The organism is Enterococcus sp. DIV1314a, assembly GCF_051713805.1.
GTDB classification, from domain to species: domain Bacteria; phylum Bacillota; class Bacilli; order Lactobacillales; family Enterococcaceae; genus Enterococcus_I; species Enterococcus_I aquimarinus.
Map to the genome: position 1 here is coordinate 2019663 of NZ_JBIOQP010000001.1, position 20779 is coordinate 2040441.

Annotated in this window: 18 protein-coding genes; 15 read left to right on the forward strand and 3 right to left on the reverse strand. The window is 38.9% G+C overall.

The features are described 5' to 3' along the window. Positions 1–10 precede the first annotated feature (10 nt). From murC to clpB, 15 genes are all read left to right on the forward strand, one after another. The gene (gene murC / locus IGI68_RS09590) at positions 11–1348 is read left to right on the forward strand and encodes a UDP-N-acetylmuramate--L-alanine ligase (RefSeq protein WP_438732476.1); all 1338 of its coding nucleotides are present in this window, start codon (positions 11–13) and stop codon (positions 1346–1348) included. Positions 1349–1500: 152 nt separating this feature from the next. Then, a complete protein-coding gene (locus IGI68_RS09595; RefSeq protein WP_071873725.1) occupies positions 1501–2184 on the forward strand; it encodes a Bax inhibitor-1/YccA family protein in 684 nt (227 codons plus the stop codon). Positions 2185–2271: 87 nt separating this feature from the next. Then, positions 2272–2643 (forward strand): MmcQ/YjbR family DNA-binding protein, encoded by a 372-nt coding sequence (locus IGI68_RS09600; RefSeq protein ID WP_438732478.1) that lies wholly within the window; start codon positions 2272–2274, stop codon positions 2641–2643. A gap of 140 nt (positions 2644–2783) precedes the next feature. Then, positions 2784–5423 (forward strand): DNA polymerase I, encoded by a 2640-nt coding sequence (gene polA / locus IGI68_RS09605; protein WP_438732480.1) that lies wholly within the window; start codon positions 2784–2786, stop codon positions 5421–5423. A 20-nt stretch (positions 5424–5443) separates the two neighbouring features. Then, positions 5444–6280, forward strand: a complete 837-nt coding sequence (gene mutM, locus IGI68_RS09610; protein WP_438732482.1) for a DNA-formamidopyrimidine glycosylase — start codon at positions 5444–5446, stop codon at positions 6278–6280. A gap of 4 nt (positions 6281–6284) precedes the next feature. Further along, a complete protein-coding gene (coaE, locus tag IGI68_RS09615; protein ID WP_438732484.1) occupies positions 6285–6884 on the forward strand; it encodes a dephospho-CoA kinase in 600 nt (199 codons plus the stop codon). Between the two features lie 186 nt (positions 6885–7070). Continuing rightward, the gene (gene nrdR, locus IGI68_RS09620; protein WP_071873730.1) at positions 7071–7544 is read left to right on the forward strand and encodes a transcriptional regulator NrdR; all 474 of its coding nucleotides are present in this window, start codon (positions 7071–7073) and stop codon (positions 7542–7544) included. Positions 7545–7556: 12 nt separating this feature from the next. Next, positions 7557–8957 (forward strand): replication initiation and membrane attachment family protein, encoded by a 1401-nt coding sequence (locus IGI68_RS09625; protein ID WP_438732486.1) that lies wholly within the window; start codon positions 7557–7559, stop codon positions 8955–8957. Further along, positions 8957–9886: a primosomal protein DnaI gene (dnaI, locus tag IGI68_RS09630; RefSeq protein ID WP_071873732.1), complete on the forward strand. Its 930-nt coding sequence runs from the start codon at positions 8957–8959 to the stop codon at positions 9884–9886. The genes IGI68_RS09625 and dnaI overlap by 1 nt, the downstream gene beginning before the upstream one ends. A 16-nt stretch (positions 9887–9902) precedes the next feature. Next, positions 9903–10343 carry a hypothetical protein gene (locus IGI68_RS09635; protein ID WP_071873733.1) on the forward strand — a complete coding sequence of 147 codons (441 nt, stop codon included), beginning with the start codon at positions 9903–9905 and terminating at the stop codon, positions 10341–10343. A gap of 72 nt (positions 10344–10415) precedes the next feature. Continuing rightward, a complete protein-coding gene (locus IGI68_RS09640) occupies positions 10416–11117 on the forward strand; it encodes a tRNA (adenine(22)-N(1))-methyltransferase (protein ID WP_438732489.1) in 702 nt (233 codons plus the stop codon). After that, a complete protein-coding gene (locus tag IGI68_RS09645) occupies positions 11114–12235 on the forward strand; it encodes a Nif3-like dinuclear metal center hexameric protein (RefSeq protein ID WP_084131106.1) in 1122 nt (373 codons plus the stop codon). Before IGI68_RS09640 ends, IGI68_RS09645 begins: the two co-directional genes overlap by 4 nt. A 21-nt stretch (positions 12236–12256) precedes the next feature. Beyond that, a complete protein-coding gene (pepT, locus tag IGI68_RS09650) occupies positions 12257–13489 on the forward strand; it encodes a peptidase T (RefSeq protein ID WP_438732491.1) in 1233 nt (410 codons plus the stop codon). A 168-nt stretch (positions 13490–13657) separates the two neighbouring features. Then, positions 13658–14707, forward strand: a complete 1050-nt coding sequence (locus IGI68_RS09655; RefSeq protein ID WP_169818071.1) for a lysylphosphatidylglycerol synthase transmembrane domain-containing protein — start codon at positions 13658–13660, stop codon at positions 14705–14707. A 180-nt stretch (positions 14708–14887) separates the two neighbouring features. After that, positions 14888–17494 (forward strand): ATP-dependent chaperone ClpB, encoded by a 2607-nt coding sequence (clpB, locus tag IGI68_RS09660; RefSeq protein WP_438732493.1) that lies wholly within the window; start codon positions 14888–14890, stop codon positions 17492–17494. Positions 17495–17625: 131 nt separating this feature from the next. Here the strand turns inward: clpB and IGI68_RS09665 are convergent, their stop codons facing one another. From IGI68_RS09665 to IGI68_RS09675, 3 genes are all read right to left on the reverse strand, one after another. Continuing rightward, the gene (locus tag IGI68_RS09665; RefSeq protein WP_438732495.1) at positions 17626–18804 is read right to left on the reverse strand and encodes an AI-2E family transporter; all 1179 of its coding nucleotides are present in this window, start codon (positions 18802–18804) and stop codon (positions 17626–17628) included. Between the two features lie 135 nt (positions 18805–18939). After that, the gene (locus IGI68_RS09670) at positions 18940–19293 is read right to left on the reverse strand and encodes a hypothetical protein (RefSeq protein ID WP_071873738.1); all 354 of its coding nucleotides are present in this window, start codon (positions 19291–19293) and stop codon (positions 18940–18942) included. Between the two features lie 34 nt (positions 19294–19327). Beyond that, positions 19328–20602 (reverse strand): Y-family DNA polymerase, encoded by a 1275-nt coding sequence (locus tag IGI68_RS09675; protein ID WP_438732497.1) that lies wholly within the window; start codon positions 20600–20602, stop codon positions 19328–19330. Positions 20603–20779: the final 177 nt, after the last annotated feature.

Below are 20779 nucleotides of genomic sequence, written 5' to 3' on the forward strand. Positions count from 1 at the left end.
GAAATAATGAATGATTAATCATAAAAATACAACGTATCACTTTATTGGAATCAAAGGTTCTGGAATGAGTTCACTTGCGCTCGTTCTACATGAAAAAGGCTTCAAAGTGCAAGGCTCTGATGTCGAAGAATATTTCTTCACACAAAGAGATTTAGAAAAATCCGGGATTCCTTTAATGGTTTTTAGTCCCGAAAATATTACTGAAGGCTTAACAATTATTGCAGGAAATGCTTTTCCTGATACACATGAAGAAGTGGTTCGTGCGCGTGAATTAGGACTCGAAATCATTCGTTACCATGACTTTTTAGCTCAATTGATTCAAAATTTCACCAGTATTGGCGTAACCGGATCGCACGGGAAAACAAGTACCACCGGTCTATTAGCCCACGTGCTTTCGGGTATTCGTCCGACTAGTTATTTGATTGGGGATGGGACTGGTAGTGGAAATGATTCGGCGGAATTCTTTGCGTTTGAAGCCTGTGAATATCGCCGTCATTTCTTAGCTTACTCACCCGATTATGCCATTATGTTAAATATTGACTTTGATCATCCTGATTACTATGAGAGTATTGAAGATGTCTTCTCTGCTTTTCAATCAATGGGAGAAAAAGTCAAAAAAGGGATTATTGCCTTTGGCGAAGATGCCCATTTACGCCAGTTAACAGTCGACGTTCCGGTCTATTATTACGGCGTTGAAGAAGCAGATGATTTTCAAGCTCGAAATATTAAACGCACGACGGACGGGTCAGCGTTTGATGTTTATTTCCGTGGCGAAAAGATTGGGCATTTTGTGTCACCTGCTTATGGTCAACACAATATCAACAATGCATTAAGCGTGATCGCACTTTGTTACTTAGAAGGGTTACCAATGGCGGAAGTAGCGCGCGAAATGCTGACATTTAAAGGCGTGAAACGTCGCTTTAGTGAAAAAGTAATGGCTGATATGACGATTGTCGATGATTATGCCCATCATCCTGCTGAAATCATTGCAACGATTGATGGCGCACGTCAAAAATATCCAGAAAAAGAAATTATTGCCGTGTTCCAACCACATACTTTTACGCGGACGATTGCGTTAATGGATGAATTCAGTGCCGCACTTGATCTAGCGGACCGTGTCTATTTATGTGACATTTTTGGTTCGGCTCGTGAAACGCAAGGGTCTGTTAAAATTGAAGACCTCAGCAATCGTATCACTAAAGGTGGTCAAGTCATTAAAGAAGAAAATGTCTCACCGTTATTAGAACATGAGAATGCGGTCATTATTTTCATGGGAGCAGGCGATGTCCAAAAATTTGAGCGGGCTTATGAAAAATTATTAAGTACGACAACCAGAAACGTCTTATAATTTATATGAAAAAAGGTAAGGTAACAATCTGTTTGTTTTCTTACCTTTTTGTCATTCGGACTTGCACTTTGAAGCGAATTTGATAGAATTATAATGAGCACAAACGTAGGAATGTGAATAGCCTACAATAGATAGAGAAGGTGAGGAATTACATGAACAATTCAACAGTAGTAGAAGCAAAAGGATTAAATCAGTTTTATGCAAAAGTATACGGCATTTTTGGCCTAGGTTTAGCGTTAACGGCGCTCACGTCATTCTTATCCATGAATTACTTTTTTGAAGAAGTCGTGACCTTTATTCAAAATTTCCCACTCGGAATGACCGGTCTTTGGTTAATTCAAATTGGCTTAGTGATTTTATTAAGTGCAAAAGCCAAAAATAATCCATCCCTCACGATTGCCGGTTTTATCGTGTATTCGCTCTTAATGGGGTTAGTATTATCGATTACGTTATCCATGTACTCTTCAGCAGATGTGGCGCAAGCCTTTGTCGTGGCGGCTGGTACGTTCATCGGGATGTCGATTTTCGGTGTGATGACCAAACGTGATTTATCCGGCGTTGGACGAGCAGCGATTGGATTGTTATGGGGTGTCATTATTGCGACGGTCCTTAATATCTTCATGGGTAGTGCGGCAGTTGATTATTTCTTATCGTATGCAACGGTGATTATCTTTATCGGATTAACCGCGTATGATAATCAACGTATTCGCGGCGTCTACTATGGAACATTAGGTCAAGATAATACAGGCTTTGCGGCGTTTATGGCCTTACAATTATATTTAAACTTCATCAACTTATTCTTATCGATTTTAAGAATTTTTGGTGGAAAAGACTAGTAAAAAATAATGAGAGTCCTTTTTTTCAAAGAATATTTGAGAAAAAGGACTCTTTTTCACTGAAAAAACAAGAGGAGGTAGAAAAAAATGAATGAGATGATAGATTGTTTGAAAAAAGAAGCCAGTGAGTGGCCAGGAGCGAGGGTTGCTTATCGGGAAAGTTGGGATTGTGATTATTTTCAAGTCGCACAAAAAGGGTTTTGTTTATTAGGAAAAAACAAGGCGAATCAACGGGTGATGACAGTCAAAGGACGCCCAGAAATCAATGAACAATTAAAGGAACAATATGCTTTTATTGTGCCTGGATATTATAGCAATAAAACCCACTGGATTTCCGTGATTTTAGAAGAATCGGACTTATCAGTCACGGAATTAATCCACTTGCTCCAAACCTCTTATCAGCTAGTTTTTGAGCAACTACCGAAGAAAACCCAAGCAGCCATTTTGGATTTGGCATAACTGAAAAACTATTGAGAGGCAAGTGGGATTTTTTTCGCTTTATTTATGTGGGACGGACAAATATCCCAGTCTTTCTTAATGCTTAAATGGCCGTTCTTTGTTAGAATAAGAAGGGACGAAATAATAAGGAGCTTAATTCAATGAAAAATAAATTACTATTAATTGATGGCAACAGTGTGGCTTTTCGCGCGTTTTTTGCCTTACACAATTCTTTGAGCCGCTTTAAAAATAACAATGGCTTACACACGAATGCGATTTATGCGTTCCATACGATGTTCGATAATGTCATGACGAAAGAAAAACCAACGCATGTATTAGTCGCTTTTGATGCAGGAAAAACGACTTTTCGACATGAGTGGTATGACGCGTATAAGGGAGGTCGTTCGAAGACACCTGGTGAATTTAAAGAACAAATGCCTTATATTCGCGAATTAATTAATGCGCTAGGAGTTACTTATTACGAACTAGATAATTATGAAGCCGACGATATTATCGGAACACTTGCGCACCAAGTCGACAAATCTCTTTTTGACGTCGTGATTTTAACGGGTGACCGGGATTTAACGCAACTTGCGACAGAGGATATTAAAGTGGATATTACCGTCAAAGGAGTCAGTGAAATTGATTCGTATACTCCTGCATTTATTGCGGAAAAATATGACGGGTTAACGCCAAATCAAATCATTGATATGAAAGGGCTAGCTGGTGATGCTTCGGATAATATCCCAGGTGTGACCAAAATTGGTGAAAAAACAGCCATCAAATTATTAAAAGAATTTGGTTCAGTTGAAGGGATTTACGAACAAATTGATACTCTAAAGCCAAGTAAAATGAAAGAAAATCTGATAAACGACAAGGAACAAGCTTTTCTTTCTAAGAAATTAGCGACGATTGAAGTCAATGCTCCTATCGATGTCGATGTGAATCAGTTACAATACGAAGGCAAAGATTTAGAGAAACTCATTCCTTTTTATAAAGAAATGAATTTTAATACCTTCTTAGAAAAATTGAATATCGTTGAGGAAGTCGAAACACTGGAAGACATTGATTTTGAAGTAGTGGAGACCGTGACGGCTGAAATGTTTCCGAATGAAGCGGCTCTTTATGTCGAGATGCTTGATGATAATTATCACGTAAGCGAAATGGTGGGCTTGGCTTGGGGAACGAGTGAGCAGGTTTATGTCTCAAAAAATATCGCGTTACTCCAAGACCCGCTGATGAAAACGTGGTTAGAAGACGTCAATCAGAAAAAAGAAGTCTATGATGCGAAACGAACAATTGTGGCGATTGCCAAGCACGGCACACGCTTAAAAGGGGTATCCTTTGATGTATTATTAGGGGCCTATTTACTCGACACCAATGATTTAGGGACAGATATGGCTGCGGTTGCCCAACAATATGGGTACACAGAAATCCAATCAGATGTCTCCATTTACGGAAAAGGCGCGAAACGAGCACTCCCAGAAGACGGGGTGATGTTTGAACACTTAGCACGTAAGATTAAAGTGATTAAAGGATTAACCAATCAATTAGAAGAAGCGCTGGCGGAAAAAAATCAAGATCAGTTATTCCATCAAATGGAATTACCCTTGTCAGAAGTCTTAGCAGAGATGGAAATTATCGGGATTACGGTTGATAGTGAACGTCTCGAACACATGCGCGTTGATTTTGCCAAACGATTACACGAAATTGAAACGAAAATTTATGAAATGGCAGGCGAGACGTTTAATTTAAATTCGCCAAAACAATTAGGCGTGATCTTGTTTGAAAAAATGGGGTTACCGGTCATTAAAAAAACCAAAACAGGCTATTCAACGGCTGTCGATGTCTTAGAACAGTTACGAGAACAAGCCCCCATTGTCGATGACATTTTGATTTATCGTCAAATTTCAAAAATTCAATCGACCTATATTGAAGGCTTATTGAAGATGATTCAAGCGGACGGTCGTGTTCATACACGCTACGTACAAACGTTGACCCAAACGGGACGTCTCAGTTCTGTCGATCCCAACTTACAAAATATTCCGATTCGTTTGGAAGAAGGACGCAGAATTCGCGAAGCGTTTGTGCCAAAACAAAAAGATTGGCTAATTTATGCTTCTGATTATTCTCAAATCGAATTACGGGTCTTGGCTCATATTTCGGATGATGAACATTTAAAGCAAGCCTTTATTGAAGGGCAAGATATCCATACAAGCACCGCCATGCGTGTTTTTGGCATTGAGGATCCGAAAGAAGTGACTGCCAATATGCGCCGGCAAGCAAAAGCCGTCAATTTTGGTATTGTGTATGGGATTTCGGATTATGGCTTATCCCAAAACTTAGGAATTTCCCGAAAAGAAGCGCAACAGTACATTGATACTTACTTTGAGCGCTATCCGGGTGTAAAAACGTTCATGCAAGAAATCGTGCGTGAAGCAAAAGATACCGGCTACGTTGAAACGCTTTTCCATCGTCGTCGCTATTTACCGGAGATTAATTCACGGAACTTTAATTTACGTTCATTTGCGGAACGAACAGCCATTAATTCACCGATTCAAGGAAGTGCCGCTGATATTATTAAAATGGCGATGATTCAATTAGAAAAGCGTCTAAAAGAAGAAAAATTAGAAGCGAAAATGCTACTACAAGTTCATGATGAGCTTGTCTTTGAAGTACCTGAAAATGAATTGACCCAACTTGATGCTCTCGTTAAAGAAGTGATGGAAAATGCCGTGACATTGACTGTTCCACTTGTGACGGACAGTAGTTGGGGTAAGACATGGTACGAAGCAAAATAGGTTAAGAGGAGGAAGGCACTGTGCCTGAATTACCAGAAGTTGAAACCGTTCGAAAAGGTCTCGAACGGTTAGTCTTGGGCAAAACGATTGATACTGTCACCGTTTTATGGCCAAGAATTATTGAATTACCGGAAGTTCCACTATTTCAAGCTTTTTTAAGCGGTCAAGAAATCATAGGCGTACAACGACGCGGAAAGTTTTTGATTCTCAAATTAACGGATTTTGATTTAGTTTCTCACTTGCGAATGGAAGGGAAATACGAATATTTCCCTTCCGCACAAACGGCTATTCAAGATAAACATACGCACGTCATCTTTCAAATGCAAGATGGGAGTCAGTTACAATACCGTGATGTGCGTAAATTTGGTCGGATGGCGCTCGTTCCTAAAAATCAAAGTTCGGAATATAAAGGCATTAAACAATTAGGTCCGGAACCGTTAAGTCATGATTTTGATAAGATTGCCTTTCAAGAGGCGTTAAAAAAGAAAACAATGGCAATTAAACCGTTACTCCTAAATCAAAAAATCGTGGTTGGCTTAGGCAATATCTATGTAGATGAAGCATTGTGGTTAGCGAGTATTCATCCTGAGCGCTTAGCCAGTTCACTTACCGAGCGTGAGACAAGTCTTTTGTATGAGAGTATCATTGCGGTCTTAGGTCAAGCGGTTGAAGCGGGTGGGACGACGATTCGAACCTATGCCAATGCGTTAGGAGAAGCAGGGACATTTCAAGTATCGCTTCAGGTCTATGGTCAAACCGGTCAGCCGTGTGCTAGATGTCAAACGCCAATCCAAAAAATAAAAGTCGCGCAACGCGGCACCCATTTTTGTCCAACTTGTCAAAAAATAAAGAGGTGAGAAGATGACACGAGTGCTAGGATTGACAGGTGGTATTGCGACTGGGAAAAGTACGGTTGTGTCAATTTTTCGTGCTTTAGGATTTCCAATTGTCGATGGCGATGAGATTGCGCGCTTGATTGTTGAACCGGGAAAACCCGCCTTAGCAGCGATTGCGGATCATTTTGGTTCGGCAGTCCTTTTTGAAAATGGCGAACTCAATCGCAAAAAATTGGGCGAGATCATCTTTTCAAATCCGCCTAAACGCGAAGCATTAGATCAATTACTAGATCCATACTTACGCGAGGCGATCTTGCAGCAAGTGGCCGAAAAAAAACAAGAAGCGCCGCTGGTCATCGTCGATATCCCACTGCTGTTTGAACGAAAATATGAATCTGTGGTCGACCAAGTAGCGGTCGTCTATGTGCCAGAAAGTGTTCAGCTCACTCGTTTAATGGCGCGTGATCAGTTATCAGAAAATGAAGCATGGGCACGCATTCGCAGTCAATTACCGATTGACAGAAAAAAAGAGCAGGCAGCAGTCGTCTTTGATAATCAAGGAAGCGTCGACGCAACCAAAAAGCAAGTAATGGATTGGTTGAAACAAGAGCACTTTATTTCTTGAGAAAAAGAAAAGAAAAAATCGTTATTCACTTAGGTTCTAACATTTTAAAAAAACGATAAAAACTCTAGCGTATCTAGAGTTTTTTGTCATTAAATGAGAGCGATAGGAAGAAATCATGTTATAATATCCTTAAATAGAAAACTTCTTTGTTGGAGTATTCGAATAAAATGAAAATGAGGTGGGAAAATGCAATGTCCAAAATGTCATCACAATAATTCCAAAGTTGTTGATAGTCGTCAAGCGGACGATGGTCGTACCATTCGTCGTCGTCGAGAATGTGAAAATTGTGGGTTCCGATTTACCACTTTTGAAAGAATCGAAGAAACACCTTTACTCGTTATTAAGAAAAACGGTACCCGAGAAGAATTTAATCGTGAAAAAGTTTTGCGTGGACTCGTACGATCGGCTGAAAAACGTCCGGTAACGATGGATCAAATGGAAAAAATTGTCGATCAAGTCGAACGTAAAATTCGCGAATCTGGCGAAAGTGAAATCCCGACTAATTTAATTGGGGAATACGTCATGGAATATTTAGTTGATTTAGATGAAATTGCCTATATTCGTTTTGCGAGTGTGTATCGTCAATTCAAAGACATGTCCGTTTTCTTAAAGGAATTACAGGATATCGTTGAAAAGGCAAAGGATAAAAATGACGCGTAAAGGAGGAGTAAGATGCCTAATACGTGGGAAAAAATAACACCAAATACGATATATCAAGTATTCAAAGCGCTCCCTCTGACACAAGAAGGCAAGGATGGCCTCCTTTATTTATATCAACCGATTATTGGGGCCCAAGCGTTAGCCTTATATTTTCAGTTTTTAGGTGATGAAGCGGACTCAAACGAAAGTGAGTTCATCCATTTAGATTGTTTAAATGCCTTAAATATCGGGTTATCTCCTTTTTTAGAAGCGCGCAAACGCTTAGAAGGAATGGGTCTATTAACCGTTTTTGAAAAAGAGGATCCAGAATTCGGAAAAATGTACCTTTATCAATTAGAAGAACCACTCGTTCCACAAAATTTTATAAAAGATGTCACGTATAGCTTTTTGCTACATCAAGCCGTAGGTGAACGAAAGTTTAAACAATTAACCCGTCGCTTTAAACCTAAAAAAATCAATAGAGCCGATTATCAAGAAGTGACAGCTAACTTTACGACTGTTTATGGGAATCTTGATTTAAATCTATTTTCCCGTACTTCTGATCAATTGGAAAACGTTGCAAAAGAATACGAACAAGCAAAAGAACCTGGTTTAAAGGTGGATACTACGCAGCTAGATTGGCATTTCTTAATGGAGCTAGCGAACAAAAAATTTATTTCAAAAACGAATTTTACGAGTGATTTTAAAGCACAACTGACCGTATACGCGAACTTATATGGTTATAATGAACTCGAACTGGTAGACGATTTATTAGTCCAAGTCGTCGCACTTGATACAGGTCTGGTTGATGCTAGACAACTCAAACAATTTGTCGAAAGAAAGCACCAAACGACATTTCAAAGACCAAGCATGCAGCCGGTTAGTGAAGAAGCAGATGTGCGTCGATTTAATTTACTTCGTCAAACGGGTTACTCTGAAAAAGATATTCAATTAATTAAACTGAGCGAAAAAACGGCACCGTATGATTTTTTAGAAGCAATTAAAGTGGAAAAGAAGAGTTATGTGACGGACAGTGAAAAATGGTTGTTGAAATCGTTAGTTGAACGAAGCCCATTACCAAACTCAGTGATTAATATTTTGATTCACTACGTCTTAGTTATCCAAGACAATAGTACATTGCAACCGAATTTTGTGAATACGATTGCGACGAATTGGTCTGAAAAAGGGTTTCAAAGTCCTGAAACAGCTATTCAATATGCGCGAGAATTTGTGAAAGAATCAAAAGAAAAACAAGCAGCTCGCGAACAAGTGAAAAATACACGTCCCAATAATTATTCGCGCCCACCGATTCGCAAAGAAACGTTGCCAGATTGGGCCATCAAGCCAAAAGTGACAGAAGAAAACCCCGAAAAACAAGCTGAAATTAATCAGCGCTTGCAAGCCTATTTAAAACGCAAAGAAGGTGAAAGTTAATGGAAAATGTCGGAAGAGAATTAAATAAGCTGATTGACCAACGCAATTATCGTGCGCGTTTTCAAGAGATGATGGCAGAAGTCCTAGCCAATCCTGAAGTGAAAAGCTTTATCGACGAAAACAAAGACTATTTGACGGAAATGGATATTGAAAAAAGTTATGCAAAATTATACGAATTCGTGCAAGAAAAACGAAAATTCGATGCGCAAGACCAACGGATGATTGCTCCTGGTTACGAACCGCAATTAATCTTGAATTTCCATTCAATCGATGTTACGTATGTCCCGACCCAAGACTTATTAGCACGGAAACATCAAGAAGAAGTCCGAAATCGAATTCATGCTGTTAATATGCCAAAAGATATTCAAGATGCACGGATTAGTAATTACGAAGGCACGACAGGACGCGGTGAAGCCTTAATGGCGAGTATTGATTTTATTGAGTCCTATACGGCAAATCCGAAACAATTTCACAAAGGGTTATATCTTGTCGGAAGTTTTGGCATTGGCAAAACCTACTTATTAGGTGCGATTGCGCGTGACTTAGCAGAAGCGGGGTATTCAACAACCCTCCTGCATTTTCCGACTTTTGCAGTGGAAATGAAGCAAGCAATTGGCAAAGATTTAGTAGGCGAAAAACTCAATGAGATTAAAAATGCGCCCGTTTTAATGTTAGATGATATTGGGGCGGATGCGATGAGTAGCTGGATTCGCGATGAAGTATTCGGTGTCATCTTGCAACATCGTATGCAAGAACAATTGCCTACTTTCTTTTCCTCCAATTTCACCATGTTAGAATTAGAACGCCATCTATCGGTGACACAACGTGGAGAAGAAGAACCACTAAAAGCGAAGCGAATTATGGAGCGCATTCGTTATTTAACAAAAGAAATTGAAATGACCGGTAAAAATCGCCGAAATCAATCATGAGGAGGATCAACACAGTATGAAAAAAATAATCAATGGTAGTTTAATCTTATTTTCAGTGATGTTACTAGGTGCCTGTACAACAACAACAAATACCGAATCGACTCAGAGTGAGTCGATGGTTGAAAGTAGCAATAGCATGTCTACAACGAAGGAGGAAGAAATCGTGACCATTTTTACAGCAACGGTTGAAAGTGTAACAGAATTAGAAACACAAGAATCAGCTGTCCAAATTTTACTAACCGATGTAGAAGCCGTGCAAGATTCCGAAAATGCGACGACTTCGTTTAATGACGGGGTGGCAATTAATGTTGATCCTACAACACTGGATTTTGATTTTAATGATCTAAAAGCGGGCGATAAACTGAAAGTATCGTTGGATCACCCAGCGATCATGACCATGTCCATCCCACCGCAAATTCCAGGGAATTCAATTCTTTCGGTGGAATTAGTGAAGTAATTTCTTTTTAAGAGTTGCGACGATTTCCTGTCGCAACTCTCTTATCATTTTATTTTGGAGGTTGTTTTTTTAGTGAATGAACAAGTTTTATCATCAAGGTTAATGCAAGTCGGAAAACAAGTTCCACTCGGTGCACGTTTAGCGGATATCGGTTCCGATCATGCTTATTTACCTACTTACTTAGTATTAAAGCAGCAAATTCCTTTTGCCGTTGCGGGAGAAGTCGTTAGAGGGCCATATGAATCGGCAAAGAAACAAGTAGCAAAAAACGGCTTAGAAAATCAGATTATTGTTCGGTTAGCAGATGGTCTCGCGGCAATCCATGCAGAAGATCAGATTGATGCGATTTCCATTGCTGGAATGGGTGGCGCCTTGATTCGCAACATATTAGAAAATGGTAAACAACAAGGACAACTAACAGATAATGAAACCTTGATTTTACAACCCAATGTGGGTGAAGCAACGTTGCGAAACTGGTTGATACGAAATGACTATGAAATTCGTCATGAAGAAATACTAGAAGAAAATCAAAAAATTTATGAAATCATTGTAGCGATTCCCAGTGATCGTAACTTGTCGTATTCAAAGAAAGAGTTGTTTTTTGGACCGATTTTATTAAAGGAGCGATCGCTTATTTTCTTACAAAAATGGCAAAAAGAGTTAACGAATAAACAACGCGTGCTCAAAGAATTAACAAAAGCGCAAGAATTACCTCTGGAAAAAATAGCAGAAGTCAAAGAACAATTACAATGGATCGAGGAGGTCTTAGCATAATGGTGAATGGCTTAGAAGTGATTCGTCGTTTCGAAACGCGTTTCCCTTTATGGTTGGCAGAAGAAGGCGATCCGGTTGGGTTACATATTGGAGAGCTTGATCGCAATATTGAGCGTATCATGGTTACCTTAGACGTTCGTCCAGAAGTCGTTGCAGAAGCAATCGAAAAGCAAGTCGATCTCATTATTGCAAAACATCCGCCAATTTTTCGTCCGATTCAGCGCTTGACGCCTGAAAATCCGCAAACTAAAATGTATTTGGATTTGATTAAGCATGACATTGCGGTTTATGCAGCACATACGAATATGGATATTGCTCAAAATGGCTTAAATGATTGGTTTTGTGAAGCTTTAGGAGTGGAAGTCGATCATTATCTAACAAAAACGCATGAAGTGGCTTTGCGCAAATTAGTCGTGTTTACACCAAAAGATAATGCTCATACGATGCGACAAGCATTGGGCGATGCAGGAGCAGGATCACAAGGCGAATACCATCATACGAGTTATTCCATGTCCGGTATTGGACGCTTTACACCTACTGAGTCGGCAGACCCGACCATTGGCGTAGCGCATCAACCGGAAGAAGTTTCTGAAGAAAGAATTGAAGTCATCTATCCTGAAACGATTGAACGTCAAGTGATAGAAGCGATGCTTGCGGTTCATCCTTATGAAGAACCGGCTTATGATATCCTCTCTTTACACAATCCGCCGCAGACTTATGGCGTCGGACGAGTAGGTTCGTTAAAAGAAGCCATGTCGCTTGATGATTTTGTTGAGAAAGTAAAACGTTGCTTTGATTTAGAGACACTACGCGTAATCGAACCCACGAATCCTAAAAAACACATTAAGCGCATTGCTATTTGTGGTGGTTCAGGTGAGAAGTTTTATGTTGATGCTTTAAAACACCGAGCAGATGTTTATCTTACCGGGGACGTCTACTATCATACAGCTCATGATATGCAAGCTGCAGGGTTGACTGTGATTGATCCTGGACACCATATTGAAGTGCTTTGTGTCCCTAAAGTAGTAGAAATATTAGAAAAATGGAAAAAAACAGAAGAATGGGATGTTGCGATTATTCCTTCCCGGACGAATACGAATCCTTTCCAAGATAGATGATAGATGAGGAGAAAAAGTAAAATGAAATATGACAATTTATTACCCCGTTTTTTACGTTATGTTCAAATTGAAACGCAATCAGATCCAACGAGCAAGACGACACCATCAACGCAATCACAAGTCGATTTTGCGATGATTCTAAAAAAAGAATTAGAAGAATTAGGCATGTCGGATGTTTTTTACAATGAAGCGAATGGTTTTTTAACGGCAACGTTACCTGCAAACACTGACAAGAAAGTCCCTTCGATTGGCTTTATTGCCCATTTAGACACGGCTGATTTTAATGCAGTGAACGTTCAACCAAAAATCGTCGAAAATTACGATGGTGAGTCAACGATTTCGTTAGATGCACAAGGGAAATACACGTTAAATATTGAGGATTTCCCTAACTTAAAAAATTATCAAGGACAGACACTAATTACAACGGATGGCTCCACGTTACTTGGAGCAGATGATAAATCGGGGATTGCAGAAATCATGACGGCCATGGAAGTCTTACTTGCAAACCCTGAAATCAAACATGGTGAAATTAAGGTTGCTTTTGGTCCTGATGAAGAAATTGGTGTGGGCGCGGATAAATTTGACGTCGCGCAATTTGCGGTTGATTTTGCTTATACGATGGATGGCGGTCCCGTGGGCGAATTGCAGTACGAGACGTTTAATGCTGCCCAAGCGGATATTACCATTTACGGTAAAAACGTTCATCCTGGCACGGCCAAAGATACGCTGATCAATGCAGTCTTATTAGGAATTGAATTTAACAATGCCTTGCCGGCTGATGAAGTTCCTGAAAAAACCGAAGGATCAGAAGGATTTTTCCATTTGATGAGCTTTGAAGGAAATCCAGAAGAAGCAAAATTATCCATTATTATTCGTGATCATGACCGTGAAAAATTCCAAGCACGCAAGGAACTTGTCCGCACCATTCAATCTCAAATCAATGCTCGTTTTAGCGAAGAACGTGTCCAAATGACGTTAGAAGATAACTATTACAATATGAAAGAAGTCATTGAAAAAGACATGAGCATTGTAGAACTGGCTAAAAATGCGATGATTGAATTAGGAATTACCCCAATTATTGAACCCGTCCGCGGTGGAACAGATGGTTCGAAAATTTCTTTCATGGGAATTCCTACACCAAATATTTTTGCGGGTGGCGAAAATATGCATGGCCGCTTTGAGTTTGTTGCGTTAGAATCGATGGAAAAAGCAACTGATGTTATTGTAAAAATAGCAGAATTGAATGCGAAATAAATATATTTCATCTTTTCTTTAACTTTAAGTTACCTGCACAATAGCCTGATTAGATTCCCTTTTTCAGCTTTTCACGATAAGGCACCTGTCGCTTACGAAAAAACCATTATTTTCGCATAAATAATGGTTTTTTTTCTGTACACCTCCTCTAAAAATGGTATGATAAGAATGACTGACCAAGAAGGAAGTGGCGATTTGGCAACATCAAATAAGACAACAAATACGATGAAATTTTTAGTAAAAGTACTCATATTACTCATTTTTTTAGCATTTATCGCCTATTATCTACGTGCTTCTTTTGGAGATATTTTTCAGCAATTAGGTCAAACGAGTCTGCGTCTTTTGATTATTGTGACAAGCTTAGGAATGGGTTATTTATTTTTAGAAGGGAAGATGCTCAAAGAAACCGTTGCACCATTCTCTCAAACCTTTACGACCTGGAATGGCATGATGGCTTCCTGTTATACGGCTTTTTACCGACTGATTACATTTGGTACAGGAACGATTTTTGCAGAAATTAATTTTTATCATCGTAAACAAATGACGGTTTCTCAAGGTGTTGGCGTTGCGATTTTACGATTTATTTTTTTTAAGATTTCGACACTTACCATTGCTATAATCGCGTTAAGTTTGAGTTTTAGAGAATTATATGCCACGTCGCCTAGTTTTTTCTGGGTATTGATTATGAGTATACTGATTAATGCGGCACTCTCTGGAGGACTCCTTTTGGCGGCCTTATCAATCAAATTGCAAATTGGATTAATGAGTTTGTGCAATCGTTTTTTAAAAAATGACAAAGCACGTGCTGTAGTTGATCGAGGAAATATCCAAATTAATGCCTTAAGACGAATGTTACACGAAACGATGCAAAATAAAACGGTACTGTATAAAGTCTATTTTTGGAGTATCGTGAAAATTCTCGCGTGGTTTATTATTCCGTATGCCTGTTTAGTCAGTGATTATCCGGAAATAAATATTTTCTGGACGATTGGTTTAATTAGCTTTGTCACCGTGATTGCGGGTGTTATTCCTACGCCGGCTGGTATCGGTTCATTTGATTTTGCCTATCTAGTTGTTTTTAGAGCGTTAGTTGGAACTGTCGATGCGGCGTCTTCGTTGTTACTGTATCGTTACGCGACATTCTTGATTCCGTTTTTAGTAGGCCTAATCTATGTCGTTTCAACGAATGGGTTCATCAAGCGTGAGCTAAAAAAATAGAGTAAAAAGAGAAGGTGGATGCTCTTTTTACTCTATTTTTTCATTTTTTTTACAACATTGAAATGATTATAGTGCCTTCTTCAATAGCGATTATTTAAAAAGGTTTTTATTTGACCAATGTTGACCAATTGATTATAATAATAAATGAAGTTAAAACTTCAAGATGGGAGGAACAACTAAATGAATATTGAAAAAATGACTACCACTTTACAAAGTGCACTGTCTGAAGCGCAACAAGTCGCGATTACCCGTCATCATCAAGAAATTGATATCGTTCATTTATGGAAAATTTTTATGCAACCAAACCAATTTGCTCGTAACTTCTATGCAGATGCAGGTGTCGATGTGGATGCTTTTGAAACCGAAATCGACAAAGAACTCGATCGTCGACCAACTGTTTCTGGTGGGAATGTCCAATACGGGCAATCGATGAGTCAAAATTTATTTCAATTGTTTAATGAAGCCGATCAACTAAAAAATGCGTTTGGTGACGAGTATTTATCAACGGAAATCGTTGTCTTAGCCTTAATGCAATTAAAAAATTATGTCTTAACGAAATATTTAAAACAACAAGGAATAACTGAAAAAGAATTACGTAAAAATATTGAAGAAATTCGAGGAGGGGATCGTGTGACATCACAAAATCAAGAAGAACAATACAAAGCGCTTGAAAAATACGGTGTTGATTTAGTTCAACTTGTGAAAAATGGTAAGATGGATCCAATTATCGGACGTGATGAAGAGATTCGAGATGTGATTCGAATTCTAACCCGGAAAACAAAAAATAATCCGGTTTTAATTGGGGAACCAGGGGTCGGTAAAACGGCCATTGTTGAGGGTCTGGCACAACGAATTGTTCGTAAAGACGTACCAGAGAATTTAAAAGATAAAACCATTTTTTCATTAGACATGGGCTCGTTAATTGCCGGTGCGAAATTCCGTGGAGAATTTGAAGAAAGACTAAAAGCGGTCTTACAAGAAGTCAAAAAATCAGAAGGTCGTATTATTTTATTTATTGATGAAATTCATACAATCGTAGGAGCTGGAAAAACGGAAGGTAGTATGGATGCTGGGAATATTCTCAAACCAATGCTTGCCCGAGGAGAATTGCATACGATTGGCGCAACGACGCTCGATGAATACCGTGAATACATGGAATCAGATAAAGCGCTCGAACGTCGTTTCCAAAAAGTACTCGTTCAAGAGCCAACGGTCGAAGATACGATTTCGATTTTACGTGGACTGAAAGAACGTTTTGAAATTCATCATGGCGTAAACATTCATGACAACGCCTTAGTTGCGGCTGCCGTGTTATCTGATCGTTATATTACCGACCGCTTTTTACCTGATAAAGCCATTGATTTGATGGATGAAGCATCGGCGACAATTCGAGTGGAAATGAACTCCATGCCAACAGAGTTAGATCAAGTGATTCGTCGTTTGATGCAATTGGAAATTGAAGAAGCCGCTTTGAAGAAAGAGTCCGATGATGCTTCTAAAAAAAGATTAGGGGTTCTTCAAGAAGAGTTAGCTGAATTACGAGAAGAAGCCAATCAAATGAAGATGCAGTGGGAAACTGAAAAAGAAGAAGTCAATGTCTTATCCAATAAACGAGCAGAAATTGACAAAGCGAAACATGAATTAGAAGATGCGGAAAACAATTACGATTTAGAAAGAGCGGCGGTTCTACGTCATGGCACAATTCCGCAATTAGAAAAGGAATTAGCTGAGCTAGAACGAAAAAATCAACTCGAACAAGGGAAAATGGTCCAAGAATCTGTAACGGAAAATGAAATTGCAGTAGTCGTTGGTCGTCTGACCGGTATCCCCGTTACAAAACTCGTAGAAGGTGAACGGGAAAAACTGATGAAGTTAAATGAGACACTTCACCAACGAGTAATCGGTCAAGATGAAGCCGTGAATGCAGTGAGTGATGCCGTGATTCGCTCACGAGCAGGTTTACAAGATCCGAATCGTCCGCTAGGTTCGTTCTTATTCTTAGGACCTACTGGGGTTGGGAAAACGGAACTCGCTAAAGCGTTAGCGGAAAATCTATTTGATGCTGAAAATCATATGGTCCGAATTGATATGAGTGAGTACATGGAAAAACATGCGGTTTCTCGTTTAGTCGGAGCACCTCCAGGATATATTGGCTACGAAGAAGGTGGACAGCTTACAGAAGCAGTACGCCGCAATCCTTATACGATTGTCTTACTCGATGAAATTGAAAAAGCCCATCCAGATGTCTTTAATTTGTTATTACAAGTACTCGATGATGGACGCTTAACGGATTCAAAAGGTCGCGTAGTTGACTTTAAAAATACCGTATTGATTATGACAAGTAACATCGGTTCCCAACTCTTATTGTCAGGTGTAACTGCGCAAGGGCATATTTCTGAAGAAGTGGAAGAGCAAGTGTTGCAAACGTTACGTGGACACTTCAAACCTGAATTCTTAAATCGGATTGACGATACCATTTTATTTACGCCACTAAGCTTAGAAGATGTAAAAGGAATCGTTGAGAAGATTATTAGTCACTTAGCAACACGTCTTGCTCAACAAGAAATCTATTTAACTATTTCGGATGCAGCCAAAACGTGGTTAGCGGAGAATTCTTATGAACCTGCGTATGGTGCGCGACCGCTTAGACGTTTCATTACGAAAGAAGTGGAAACACCGTTGGCTCGAGAAATCGTCTCTGGTCGCGTGATGCCTAAGACGGAAGTGACGATAGAATTATTAAATGACCAATTAGTATTTGAAAATCGACCGGTAGAAGAAGAATAACGCGATTAAACATGAACAAAGAACGAAATAGAAGTACACAAAAAAAGACTCGCTGGAAATATATTTGTTTCCAGCGAGTCTTTTTTATTGTGTGTAGCAATTACCTAGTAATCGAAATAAAAGAGTAGGAATTATATGCCGTCATTGATATCTGTCGTTTCGACTTCGATCGGAGACTCGATAATCGGAGTTGTATCTTCACCTAACCAATTCATTGTGATGATTTTGATAATGGCTGCGATTGGAACGGCAAGAAACATTCCTAAAATACCAAAGTACGCCCCACCAATCGTGATAGAAATAATGATGATAATCGGATTTAAATTCAACGCGCCGGCCATAATCCGGGGGCCAATAACATTACCATCAATTTGTTGAAGGATCGTTAATGCAATTAACACGGCAAATGCTAAACTAGGGCCACTTGTAAAGAGTGTAACGATTGCCACAAAGATTGAAGCGAAAATCGATCCAAAGTAAGGAATCATGTTCGCCAACCCTAAAATGATTCCTAAAGTAATGGCAAATGGGACGCCTAATACACTTAGAATAATCGACGATAAAAAGGCAATAATACAAGCATCTAAAAATTGAGAAGTAATAAATTTATAAAAGACTTTATTTGTCGTATGAATCCAATATTTACTACTACTAAAGGCTTTTTCCGGTAATAACTTACCAAAAAAACGATTCGTGAAATCTAGAATGGATTCTTTAAAAACCAGCACATAGATTGAGATAACGAATGTTAGAAAACCATTTAAGACAAGTGATGAGAGACCAAGTGATAATTGGCCAATTGAAGCTAATGATTGCGTCCATTGATTCAACATTTTTTCTAAAGAGAACGCACCTAAAAGCGAAGCGATCAGATCATCAATTGAAAATAGTTTTTCTAATCCATTAATTTGGATTTTCGAGGCTAGATCAATTAAGTAATTGATAAACGTTGGGAGTAATCCCATCAAATCAATGATATTACTAATAAGTAGCGGAATCATATAGTTCAACGCTAAGAACAGAAGGAGGATCAACACAATGTATAACAAGAGAACACTCAATCCGTGTTTATTTTTTTTGATAAATTGATTGTTAGATTTCGCTAATAAAGCTTTGATTCGCTCTTGTGCGCCGTTTAATAAATATGCCAAGGCAAATCCTAATATAAAAGGCGAAAGCACACTTACAAAGTTTTGAAGTGCCCCTAAGATTTCTTTGTAGTTGGTCACTACGCGATAGCCAATAATCACTAGCATTAAAAAGACAAAACGAATAATCCATTCATTCCAATTGACTTTAATTTTTTTCAAATGTCGTACCTCCGTATTTTTACTTCATCACCTAACAACCTATTATACTTGAAAAAAAGGCGAATGAAAACTACCAACGCAATGAATTTGACGAAAGGTGAGAGTGAATTGAAAAAAATGGAAGCTATTTTTGGGCTACTCAAACCATTTGATGGCTGCCTGGATGTTGATGTGGCGTATTTCATCGAAATCCACTTTTTCAGCATTAATGAAGAGTCCGCGATTATCATATCCTTGGATTTTCCCAATAACATCAGGATAATAATGACCATTGAGATCGCGGGCTTCTTTTTGAATACAGACTGCTACATTTTTTAAAACAGCACAGGCTACGATCTCATCGATTTCAAGGCTACTCATTTGTTTTTTTTGTGTAACAAGTGTATGTTCCTTTTTTTGAAACGCTTCTAACTGTGCCGTATGTTCGGCTAGATACATTCCAGCCCACTTCATGATTCCCCGATCGGTATAATTCTTGCCATAATTCATGTGAAAACCTCCTAATAATTAATATTTTTAACGGTTAGTGGCCGCCAATTTTTGTGGCACGACTCTTAGCGGTGGCACCTTCTAGTAATGAGCTAGCATACATTAAGCTACTAAATCCATATTTTTCTCTGATTTTATCTTGTAAATGATTGAGTTTTGCTTGATTGAGTTGCTCGTATGGATCCGTAAACAGATTAAGTTGAAGACTGATATCTTGAACGAGCTTCGTGCATCCCACGCTCACTTGTCTTACTGGTTTTCCTATTTGATACGAGGAATCAAACAAATAAAAAAGGTAGTGCGTCATTTCTTTTTGATCATTCGTTGCTGGAATCTTTAAATGTTTTGAAAATCCTTTTTCACGTTCTGTTTTAGAATACCCAATACTTAAGTAAAGACACTCTGTTTTAACATGTGATTGTCTTAAGCGCGAGGCCACTAAATCACTCATTTCTTGAATAATGACTTTAATTGTTGAACGATTATCATAATCAGTTAATAAAATCTGTGAATGACTCAAACTTTTGTCACTTGGCTGATAGATGTCTCCAATTTGGCTGCGATCAATTCCATTTGCATGAGCATGGAGTTGCACACCCAGCGCACCCATCGATTGTTTCAATAGATAAGGATTATAATGCGCAAGTTCCTCAACGGTTCGAATGCCTTTATCGAGTAGTCGTTTTTTTGTTTGATGACCAATACCCCAAAAATCGCTTAACTCTTTTATGTTCCAAACGGTTTGTGCGATTGTCTCATAGCGCCATTCCGCGATAGCATTTGCATTTTTTTTGGCCGCATTATCTAATGCAAGCTTTGCGAGTAACATGTTGTCTCCAATACCGATTGCCGTAGGAATACCCGTTTTTTTTAAAATTTGACGCATGATCGCTAGTGCAAAAAGTTTCACATCAGTGTGATGATAGAGTTTTTTGACATAATCATAGCGAATAAATAATTCGTCGATGGAGTAGACATGTATATCTTCGACCGGGACGTACTGTGTGATGGTTTCCATCATTTGTAAGTTCATCTCAATATATTTTTGCATTTGAGGAGGGGCGATGATTAAATCCGGATGATCAGGTAATTCGAATCGTCGAGTGACGTTGGAAATTCCGAGAACTTCCTTTGCTTTAGGGGAAGCAGATAAAATTAATCCCCCTGGGCGATCACCACCACTCATCACTACAAGCATCGTTTCTAACGGATTGAGTCCACGTAGCACAGCTTCACAACTTGCATAAAAAGATCGACAATCAATACAAAGATAATCACTTCGAGGCTCATCATCATAATTAAAATACATCGATTGTTCTCCTTTCGTTCGCTTATTACACTAATTATACGAACGTTTGTTCTGTTTGTGAAGGGGAACAAATAATTAAATCTTTAGAAGACAGAAAAAAGCCGTAGAAAATGATACATTTTCTACGGCAGAGAGATTCTTTTATTGTTGTTCGTTGAAATAAGCGAGGCAATCGTT